Below are 881 nucleotides of genomic sequence, written 5' to 3' on the forward strand. Positions count from 1 at the left end.
AGCCCGTGCAGGGTGGCGCGCAGCGCGTCCAGCGCCGCGTGCACCGCGGTGGCGGCCGCGACGTCCGGTGCCAGGGCGAGCAGCCGGTCGCCCAGGTCGGCGGGCGGCGGCCACAGCACGAGGTCCTGCCGACCCGCGGGGCTGCGCGTCGTCGCCCGCAGCTGAACCGACGGTGCGACGCCGACGCCCAGGTGGGCGCTCGCGGTGAGGCCCAGGGCGCCCGGTCCGGCGGTGGTCGTGGTGTCGGCGGCCAGCCCGGCCGTGCCCAGAACGGCGGTGATCGTGGCGCCGGTCGGGTCGGCGTCGACGCCCACCTGCACCTCGACCAGGTCGCCGGGCAGCCTGGCGGTCGTCCCCACGTGCAGCGAACGCGCCGCGAGGTCGGCCTGCACGGTCACCGGACCGGTGACGAGCTGCACCGTGCTGCCGGCGTCCGGCCGGACGTCGCCCACCACCGCCCGCAGCCCGCCGGCCAGCGACGCCGTGCGGGTGGCGTCGGCCAGCAGGGCGGCGATCGTGGCCCGAGGGTCGGACAGCAGGCCGGTGAGCGTCGTCGCGTCGAAGCCCCCGCCGACGTCGAGCAGGCCCAGCGCCGTCAGGGCGTCGACCAGGCCGGTGATGCCGGCGTCCAGGCCGCTGGTGGCCTGCGCGTGCAGCTGGGCGCCGACCTCGCCGAGCAGCGCGCGCACCTCCGGCAGGAGCGCGCCGCCGTCCAGCGACGACAGGTCGACGACCCAGCGGGCCTTGCGCACGCCGAACGCGGTCGCGTCGTGCAGCACGAGCCGGCCGGTCGAGGGCGCGGCGGTGGCGCCGAGCGGCAGGGGGAGCGCGACGTCCAGGTCGGGCGCGAGGGCGCGGACGGCGACCGGCCGGGCTGGGCG

1 pseudogene is annotated in these 881 nt (G+C 79.2%); it reads right to left on the reverse strand.

Going from position 1 to position 881, the window contains the following annotated elements:
• A pseudogene (locus ACYVJ4_RS18610) lies at window positions 1-881 on the reverse strand (hypothetical protein); the annotation flags it as partial.

This window comes from Angustibacter peucedani, assembly GCF_054779595.1.